At 38.2% G+C, this 9,972-nt stretch carries 9 protein-coding genes; 3 read left to right on the top strand and 6 right to left on the bottom strand.

The window, feature by feature from the left end:
- The 6 genes from PGX44_RS13420 to PGX44_RS13395 form a co-directional block, all read right to left on the bottom strand.
- The coding region (locus tag PGX44_RS13420; RefSeq protein WP_498855766.1) for a hypothetical protein at positions 1–323 on the bottom strand (323 nt) is incomplete at its 3' end.
- Positions 324–494: 171 nt separating this feature from the next.
- Entirely contained in the window at positions 495–2,429 is a 1,935-nt protein-coding gene (locus tag PGX44_RS13415) for a DNA polymerase (protein ID WP_498855765.1), read from the bottom strand.
- A 250-nt stretch (positions 2,430–2,679) separates the two neighbouring features.
- Positions 2,680–3,225 (bottom strand): DUF2815 family protein, encoded by a 546-nt coding sequence (locus tag PGX44_RS13410; protein WP_498855764.1) that lies wholly within the window; start codon positions 3,223–3,225, stop codon positions 2,680–2,682.
- Positions 3,209–4,363 carry a DUF2800 domain-containing protein gene (locus tag PGX44_RS13405; RefSeq protein WP_498855763.1) on the bottom strand — a complete coding sequence of 385 codons (1,155 nt, stop codon included), beginning with the start codon at positions 4,361–4,363 and terminating at the stop codon, positions 3,209–3,211. Before PGX44_RS13405 ends, PGX44_RS13410 begins: the two co-directional genes overlap by 17 nt.
- Positions 4,350–4,679 (bottom strand): rRNA biogenesis protein rrp5, encoded by a 330-nt coding sequence (locus tag PGX44_RS13400; protein WP_302131777.1) that lies wholly within the window; start codon positions 4,677–4,679, stop codon positions 4,350–4,352. Before PGX44_RS13400 ends, PGX44_RS13405 begins: the two co-directional genes overlap by 14 nt.
- Positions 4,680–5,003: 324 nt before the next feature.
- Complete coding sequence (locus PGX44_RS13395; RefSeq protein WP_498855762.1) at positions 5,004–5,399, bottom strand: sigma factor-like helix-turn-helix DNA-binding protein; 396 nt, start codon at positions 5,397–5,399, stop codon at positions 5,004–5,006.
- A 422-nt stretch (positions 5,400–5,821) separates the two neighbouring features.
- Here PGX44_RS13395 and PGX44_RS13390 point away from each other — a divergent pair, with 422 nt between their 5' ends.
- The 3 genes from PGX44_RS13390 to PGX44_RS13380 form a co-directional block, all read left to right on the top strand.
- The gene (locus PGX44_RS13390) at positions 5,822–6,028 is read left to right on the top strand and encodes a helix-turn-helix domain-containing protein (RefSeq protein ID WP_302131773.1); all 207 of its coding nucleotides are present in this window, start codon (positions 5,822–5,824) and stop codon (positions 6,026–6,028) included.
- Between the two features lie 35 nt (positions 6,029–6,063).
- Entirely contained in the window at positions 6,064–7,524 is a 1,461-nt protein-coding gene (locus tag PGX44_RS13385) for a HamA C-terminal domain-containing protein (RefSeq protein WP_302131772.1), read from the top strand.
- Positions 7,521–9,972: DEAD/DEAH box helicase (locus PGX44_RS13380; protein ID WP_498855761.1), on the top strand; the 2,452-nt coding region annotated here is incomplete at its 3' end. The genes PGX44_RS13385 and PGX44_RS13380, both read left to right, overlap by 4 nt.

The following is a 9,972-nucleotide window of genomic DNA, read 5'->3' as shown; positions in this document are numbered from 1 at the left end:
TATGCAGCAATACGATGTTGCTTATTGAATCGATTTACACAAAACTCTTGACACACCCTTTCTTTGTAGTGCTGCAAAAACCATTGATACACATCCCGTTCAGTTGGTCTTGCTTGTAACCACCAGTGCATTACTGTTTCGCGGACACATTCCTTTATCCAAGGACATTCACAATCTAGAAATGCTTGTTCGATCAGTTGTAAAGAATGTTCCAGATTGGTAGATGATAAATGGAGCGCCTCATGCACCAAATCATCTACGATTGCAACGTCCCGCGTATCCGCAAATACACCATATTCGTCTTTCGGTATCAGTTCTTTCATAATAAAACCACCTTTATATAGATTTTTTGGGAGCCATTTGTCCCTCCTATCTATAGGCAAAGCAAACGAATCAGATTCGAACCCGTTATAAAAAAATCCGGGTATCGGGAAATGGCTCTCACAGATAGGCCAGTAGAATGTGAGAAGTAAACCCTGATACTCGGAAATTTTTTAATCTTTTTGATAAAAATCACAAACATACCCGTCGGCATGGAGTAGTAAGCCATCTGCCCAATTTGGCGGTTGTCCCATGATGGTACAGATCGTTGTCAGTGAGACATCACAGGGCGCTTCAATGATAACTTCGTCATGGACGTGCATTACAATGTTAAAACCAGCTTCATTTAGCCGTTCCATAGCTTCCGCTAAAATGTCCCGGCTGGTAGCTTGCACGATGTTTTCAACAAACTTTGCCCCATACGATTCCAGCCGTTCCCATTTCTTAGTGCTACCAATGCCTTCATAGGTAACGGCTTCCTTACCGAATCGGTTTAAGGCGATACGGGGTTTTACATACGAAAGCCTTCTACCGGAAGGAAGCTGGAGAAACAGGCAGCCGGATTGATATTTAAAGTGAATCCCATGGGCTTCTGTGGATACATGTTCTTTAACACATTTTTTTGTTGCCCGGTCGATATCCCACCATAGCTTTACAATATGGGGATTGGTGGTACGCCAGGCAGCTACAAGCGGCTGCAGTTCTTCTTCAGGAATTCCCATCTCGATAGCGCCCATCGCTTTTAACGCACCGACGGAACCGCCGTATCCTAATGCAAGCTCGGCTATTTTACCTTTTTGCCGGAGGTGACCGTTGATGCCATGTTTTACCACCGGTACGTGGAACATTTGACTGGCGGATGCACAGTAAATATCCCCACCGGCTGCAAATACCTTCATGCGCCAGCTTTCTTTAGCAAGCCACGCAATTACCCGCGCTTCGATTGCTGAAAAGTCAGCTACGAAAAATCGACAGCCTGGTTTTGGGATGCATGCCGTACGGATCAGTTCTGATAGCACAGAGGGAACGGAATCATAGAGTAGCTCTACCATATCGAACTGACCAGATTTGATGAGACTACGTGCCAGTGCCAGATCCGGCAGATGGTTTTGCGGTAAATTTTGTACCTGTACGAGCCTGCCAGACCAGCGTCCGGTCCGATTGGCACCATAAAATTGCAGCAGGCCGTGTATACGACCATCGTGACATTTGGCAGCTTCCATCGCCGTATATTTTTTGACGCTGGATTTGGCAAGCTGCTGGCGTAATTCCAATACAGTTTTGGCCGTGCCCGTAGCCGTTTCCAGTGCAGTAGCAACATCACCCTTAGAAAGGGAAGGGATCGGCATACCGTTTGCTGCTAACCATTCTTTAAGCTGGATTGGTGAGTTGGGATTTTCAAGGCCCGTTAACTCTTGTGCTATTTTTATATGGGTATGACGAAAGGTATCATCACAAACAATAGCCTGTCGTACTAATGTGGCATCTATCTGGATGCCCCGGTCGTTTATTTCCTGATCCAGTTTATAATGTCGCCATTCCGTAGCAGCTACGGGAGATATAGAAAACCGCTTTTGAATACTCATCTCTGTTTCGACATCACGCTGGTTATAGGACTTAAAACGCTGCCATTTTTCCCTGTCGTGCTGGGGAAGGTTACGTGTACGGCCTTCATTCGCCTTCGTGGGAGCACATGGCATACAAAAATATTTGATGAGATCATGGCCTTCCTTTAATTTTTGCTTATCTAAGCCTAATACCGTACCGACACCTTCTAGCGATAAGGGAAGGCCCAGTGTGGCAGACCAAACCATCGTACAATGCCAGGAGCCGGGTGCCAACCAATGCTTTACGTAATGGGATAGGCAGACACGTTCAAACTGCGCGTTAAATGCCCACTTGGTAACCGCATCATCGGATAGGGCTTCCATAATAGAAGTAGGAATTTTCTCGCCACAGGCAAGATCAATTACTTGCACCTTGCCAGTATCTACGGCATACCCAAAAAGCAGGATTTCAAAATCGTCACTATCAGCATAACGATATACGCCAGCTTTTGAAAGATTCGTGCTGCTATAGGTTTCGATATCAATACTGATATGCTTCATACATACACCTTCTTTTGTATAGCAATAGGGCAGAGGAAATACCTCCGCCCCATATGCAGCTTATTTGGATTAGGATCGATTGTTCAGCCGATTATCGCTCTCTTTTTCCCGTTTGCGACGTCTGGCATCATCCAGTAAAGAGTGGGTCATGAATACTACGCCTACGAAGGATATCACGGTAAAATCAATTGCTAATACAGTATCTATTATTGTTTTCAACATTGTCTCAGTACCTCTTTTCGTAAAGTAATTAGGATAAAAAGTCGTCATCATCTAAGGTGGTGAAATCATCGGCTGCTGTGGTCTTGCCGCCTAATGGCTCTCCGTCAGAGATTTTCTGGATATTACCCAGCCCGCAGGCAATACCACGATTACCATTTGAATTAAAGGCATAAAATGTAATGGATACCCGGGCATACACGCCACTATATACCTCGCTGCGGTCTAAAATAGGTTGTACGTGTTTATCTACAATCTGTGGAGCCGTAATGCTATTGGCATTGACGAAATAACTATCTTTATAGGCATCATCATCACGTTCGACATCGCCATCCCGAAGGGGCAGCTTTAAAGAGGCTTTATTTGGCTTTTTACCCCCAAATTTAGAAATACCTTCTGTAATGGCAGCATCAATGGCAGTATTGATAGCTTCGAGCGTTTTTGTATCGGACTTGGCAATAATGAGCGACACACTATATTTTTCTTTGCCGCCGTTAATGGATTTTGGTTCCCATACATTGGCATAGGAAAGACGTACAGTACCAGTTACTACTTTTGTTTTATTGATAGGGTTCATTTTCAGTTACCTCCGTAAATTCATGATTGATATCTGTTATATTGAGAGCCGGACGCTTGTCTATCAGTGGTACAAGCGTGGGTTTTCCCGGTGGTTTATCTACTAATGCACCGAGAATGGTAGTAAAGTTTTTCTTGCCCATCAGCTTTTCCATTTCAGTAATCGTAATGAGCTTTTTCTTGTAAATATCCTCATACCCGGCTGTTTTTGCTGCTTCCGCCACGTTAGCCTCATCCGTATATCTGCGATTGGAGCGGCCTGCAACAACCTTCCAGCCTTGCCATACCTTGCCATGGGCTACGGCGGCATCTAATGCATAGGTTTTTAGGGCATTGGCCCATTGGGTAAGATCGTCAAGCATACCCAGAATATGTTCAATTTCGTCATCGGTGAGGAGTGGGGGTAAGGCAAATTCATAGTTTGCTAATTTCAGCTTGGCTTCGGCTCGGGTGCGGCATTTCGTAGCTGCTCGGCAAAAGGTACACCAATCACCGGAACAGTAATTGCCTTCTCCTGCATAGGCTTGTTGGGCCATTGGTTTTAAGTCCGCTTCTGCCCAAGCCAACAGATCTGCTGCGGGAATTGTCCAGGTACCGATATTATCACGACGCGGTTGAAAAATCGTCAGGGCAACCTCCGTGCAATCGTACAAGTTACCATAGAGGGCCAGTGCTCCGAGTGCATATAGCTTTAACTGTGAATTGTTAGTGGCATCGACCACGATTCCTTGACCATATTTGAAATCAATAATGTGCAGTCGCTTGTCTGAAACAATTAAACAGTCGCAAGTGCCAAAGCCATGTGGAATATAGGCTGACAGATCCAGCTTGATTTCAGTTGCTATTTTGGTATCCGGACAGTTTTGCTTTTCTTGCTCATATTGCTCCATACAGAAGTCGCAGTAGTCGTCAGTGTATTGTTCCATATCATCAGTATCGTAATCGGATACCGGACGTTTGCTTCGCCGTTTGAGTGTGCGTCGGAGTTTGTGTTCGGCTAGCGCATGAGCAGCAGTTCCTTCGGCGGCTGCCTGTGACTCCGTAGAAGCAAAGTTACTTTCCAGTCGTGCCGATGGGGGACAATGCAGCCAGCGATATGAGGAGGAAGCGGATAATATGGCGTGATTATTCGGTGGCATGTCCGATCGCCTCCGCATCTTTTAATAATGCTGGATACTGCTCCGGTGAAACTGCACTTAATTTACTGGCCCCATATTGCTGCAGCAGTTCGCGAACTTCTTTAGAAAATCCGGTATTCGCTTTTTTACCCAGTACCGTGCGAACATCGACAAGAGTAAGAGCTGGCTTTTTCGGTTTTGTGGGTGAGGTGGAGACCGTGGGTGCAGTAGCTTCCTGTTCTTTACTTGCCATAGTATCAGCCAGCACTTGTAAGGAATCCGCCAATGCATGTAAATTAGTAATTACATTATGAAGCTGTTGATTGGTTTGGCTCATGGGTATTTCCTCCTTCCTTTGGAATTTCGTCAATTGATAGTGATCTGATGCTGTTACCGGGTACAAGAACTGTCAGCGTATACGGCTTTCCCAGCAAGAAACGAAGAATTCGTTCGCGAAGGGTAACAGTATGGTAACTGACAATTCCGGTATCTACGGGCTTCTTTGAAACACGAATAGTAAGATGGTGCTCCATTTTGTGACCTTCCTTCCTGTAAGGCCGTTTTGTTATGCCTTACATAGATAGGCCATGAAAAGAGAGAAAGTAAACCTGCTGATAAAAAATAATAAAAAAGCATCCCATGACAGGATGCCCATAATAATTTACTCGTTAAGATTATTACGAAGTGCTGTTAACGTCGTTTTTAGACGCTTGGAGATTGCCATTTTGCTGACTCCTTCTTCAGCGGCAATGTTGCACTGGGTTTCTTTTTTCCAGAAAATACGATAAAGCAGCTCTTTTTGTGCTGGTTTCAGCTTTTGGATTGCAGTTATCAGTGCATTTTGGCTTTCTGCCTCTATTAAGGAACATAATGGCTCCGGATTATTACATAACAGCTTATTATAGGGATCGTACGCTTCTAAAGAAACATGGCGACGCGTTTCTTTGTGATTGATGTTATATTCCTTACGATCCAATTCGACGATAACGGCACCGATTTCCGCAGAAACCTCGACTTCCGTTACCTCACCTGTTACTGAATGATAGTTGATTAGCATTTAATCCTCCGTTTCTGTTCGAAACGGAGGATTTTGGACATAGCAAACCAGACCTTTACAGGAATAATTGCAATTCAAAAGGATGTCTCCGTTTCGAACGCAACCGACCTTCGCAATGGCTGGTTGATAATATTATTTTTTTACTCATCTAATATTGCGAAATGCTCCTAGGTTGCTATTAGATGAGTTACATACAGAACAAAAAAGACTGCAATTGTTTTGTACAATTACAGTCTATCAATTTTGATATTCTATTAACATGGTTAATACTTTGCAATACTTTGTGAAGACTTTGTAAAAAAATAACCCCACTTATATGTAATGAATATATAAATTAAATATTTACATTTGCGAAATATTTATTGTAGATTATAAAGGAATATGATACAATTATGATTATATCAATGTAGGGGGGGATAATTATGAGGTTTAGTTACAACAAACTATGGAAACTTCTAATTGATAAAAATTTAAAGAAAAAGGACTTAATGGCACAAACAAGATTAACTTCATCAACAATAGCAAAACTTGGCAAAGACCAGCCTGTTAGCATGGAAGTTTTGGCACGGATTTGTGAAGCACTAGATTGTAATATTGGTGATATACTTGATATAATTAAAGAAGATTGATTATATGATGGATATAAGTAGAAGGTGGGTTATTTATGAAACTTTGTTATGGGACATATTTAAAAACACTGAAATTGTGCAAACTAACAAATACTACACAAAAATTCCTTAATGCTACTATTTTGCAATCTGTCAATAGTAATTATGATGTTTTTAATGATGATAATCTTGCGTCTGTTCTTATTGCATGTAACCCCAAAAGGGAATTATCATCATATGTAACAGGGGAAATACCGACCGCTAACCGTAAAGAAATCGGAATGTATTTTCAACAGAAGGTAATTCCATTACTTGATCCCAATAAACGTAAATTAGTAATTCTAACATTAAGGAATATTATATCTTCCGATACTACAATTAATGCAGAAACAGTAATAGGAGAAGTTGCAAAACAAGAACTTATATCAGAATATACTGTCAACTACTCACAATTTCTTGCCGATGTGTTTTTATATGCGGCAATGGTTAAGAATGGGGATGGGCATGACAGTGTTATTAATATCACTAATGATTATATTGCAGCTTTTAAAAAGTATGAGAATACTATTTCTATAGATACTGCATCATTTTTTACAGGACCTAAAATATCAAGAACAGTCAAAAATAGAAAATTTGACGATGTTTTTATAGAAGTTAAACATATGTCTAATCTCGGATTAAGGAATCCGAATGAGCTAAGATTTTATCATTTAGATATAGAAAATAATCAATTTACTTTTAATGCAATTAGTAAATTTCTTTTAAAAAATCTTGGTAGCTATGTTTTTTCTAGAGCAAAAATAGAACAATTCAAACTGGATGATGACGTAGAAAGTATTGGACTTCAAGCACTACAGGTTATGACACGAAATGGGGATGTTAATGTTAAAGAAGTTGGTAACGAACTTGGAGAAATGCTTATTTATATTTTTTTGGAACAGGTTTTAAACGCTCCCAAAATTATGAGTAAGGTAGAACTTGCAATGAATGGAAAACAAGTTTCAAATATAAGTGAAGGGATACATCTTCTTACTACTGGAGACGTAAGCTATCAGCTTGTCTTTGGTGCTTCGAGCATTATTGGTAGTTTACAGGATGCCGTTGATAGTGCATTTCTTGAAATTTCAGATATTCTAAATAGTAAACCGAATGAAATGCAACTTGCCGAAAGCAATGTATTTGACAAACAATTTGATGAGAAAACTACTGCTGAACTTAAAAATATTTTAATTCCACACAAGAACAAATCCATACAGAAGGATATGGCTTTTGGTGTATTTCTTGGATATTCGATTGATTTAAATCCAGTTGATTATTCAAATGCTGAATTTCGTACCATGATTACAAAAAAAATGCAAGCGGATATTGTTCAAAATGCAGCTTATATAACACAAAAGATAAACTCGCTTGGAATGGAAGCGTATTCGTTTTATTTTTATGTACTGCCATTTAATGATGCACCTTCCGATAAAAAAGATATTATGAGTAAATTGATGGCAGGGGGTGTAACAATTTGAGACTTATTCTTCATAAAAAAACATTGGGCGAAGCAATTTATAACGATATTGATAGTAATATATATCTTCACGAAATATATAATAATATACTTTTTAATTATTCAATTAAATTATTTAAAATCAATGATGCGGAAAAAAAGGCAATTAATATTGAAGATACCTTACGATTTGCAGACTTACTTTCTAAATCTGTTAGTAAACAAAATGCTGACAGGCATAAAATTTTATCACAAGAGATAGTGGCGCTTTTAAATTTCATTGATCCAGATAACGAAGAAGTTAAATACTATATGGGATCAGTGCTTTCGAGCATTGGAAATTATCGTGGTTTATTTATTAAAAGTCCTGAATTTTTGAATACTAATTTTATGGATAGATTGTATACAGATTATAATAAAAATTATATGGCAATTCCAGCAGAACCTAGCATACAATTTTTTCGTTCGCAAAAAATTATTTACAGTCATTTTGCGGATCCATATTTTAGTTATTCTGGTCCCACATCAATGGGAAAGTCATTTGTAATGCGTATGTTTATTAAACAACAAATTATTAGTGGGGCAGCAATGAATTTTATTTTATTAGTACCCACGAAAGCATTAATTAATGAGTTAACGAGTAACGTCATCAATGATTTAAAAGGGTTATTGGTAGAACGTAATTATCGTATTGTTACTTCTGCTGGTGCTATAGTTTTGAAACAAAAGCATAATTTTATTTTCATATTAACGCCAGAACGATTGTTATATCTTTTAATTGAAAATCCGCAAATATCTATTAACTATTTATTCGTCGATGAAGCACATAAAATTTCTACAAGGGATAATCGCAGTACTTTCTATTATAAGGTTGTAGATATGTTAGTGCAGCAGGAAAAAAGACCACATGTTATTTTTTCATCCCCTAATATACCGAACCCGGAAATTTATTTAAAATTAATTCCCGATGCGGAAAAATTAAATGATAGAAAACTGGTGTCATATTTTGCACCAGTTAGTCAAATAAAGTATTTAATTGATTTTCAAAATGGTGATATAAAGTTATTTAATTCTTATAGTAAAGAGTTTTTGCCAGTGGCTGAACTTCAAAATAAACAAGTATCTTTTTGTGATATTATTTCTGCAATTGGTGGTTCTTCACAAAATATTATTTATTGTAGTTCTACATCACAGGCTGTTGAATTAGCTATAAATTATGCTAGAAATAAACCTGAACAGACAGATAATTCTCTAACTATGTTGGCTAAAGACATAAAAAATGAAATTCATGGTGATTATTATTTAGCTAAAATTTTAACGAAAGGCATATCGTACCACATTGGTTATCTCCCAGCGACAATACGAATGCGTATAGAGAAATTATTCAAAGAGGGATTAATCAAAACAATGTTTTGTACGAGCACTCTTGTTGAAGGGGTTAATTTACCGGCGGACAATTTGTTTATTACTAGTTATAGAAATGGAAGAGCACAAATGACGCCTGTAGATTTTAATAACTTAATTGGACGTGTTGGACGTATTGAGTATAATTTATATGGAAATGTGTTTCTGGTATGTTTACCTGGTTCTAAAAATGACAAAAATAAATTTGTAGAACTTCTAAACAAAGATGTACCAGCACAACAGTTGTCACTTGTTACAGAACTAACAGTTGCGCAAAAAAAATTAATTGTGGAATGTCTGTGCCATGGAAAGATTGAATTAGAGAGACATCCAAAAAATCAAACGGCGAATTCATATGCTTTAATGCGAAAGTTTGCTATAATATTGCTACGTGATATCATGAAAAATAGAAGTAGCATAGTGAAAAGGGTATTTGAACCATATTTGACAAATGGGGAAGCCAGTAAAATCAAAGAAGTATTTAATAAAAGTGCAAACAAACCGGATGATGATATAAATGTATCTGTAGATCAAACAAATAATCTTACTAGTGCTATTTCTAAAGGACTTTGTTATCCGTCGCTAAACGAAAATGGAAATTTTGATTACTCGGCTCTAATTAGATTTCTAGAAAAACTTTGCAAAATTTTCAAGTGGGAAAAATATGAATCCCAAACACTTGGTAAAAAAGGTAATAATGGTCAGCATAACATACTTAAATGGTATGCTGTTATTTTATCTCAATGGATGCAAGGCTCTGGACTGAGTTTTATTATAGTAAAGGCAATTGAATATAAGCAACAACATCCATCCACTGGTGTTATGTTTAAAGGAAAGATTATCCCTTATGATAATTCATTGCAACATCGCAATATCGTTATTGCTGAAACATTGAGTGTAATTGAAAACATAATTTTATTTAGCATTTCTAATTATTTTTTACGATTTACAAGTGAATATAAAAAATACCATCAAATACAAACGTTACAGAATGATTGGTATGAATATGGGGTGTGTCAAGAGTTTTGTGTAAATCGATTCAATAAGCAACATCGTATTGCTGCAT

Origin of the sequence: Caecibacter sp. AF58-12pH5A (assembly GCF_027681725.1) — a bacterium.
GTDB lineage: Bacteria > Bacillota > Negativicutes > Veillonellales > Megasphaeraceae > Megasphaera > Megasphaera hominis.
The sequence above is the reverse complement of the archived record's forward strand: the minus strand, read 5'-3'. Positions and strand labels throughout refer to the sequence as shown.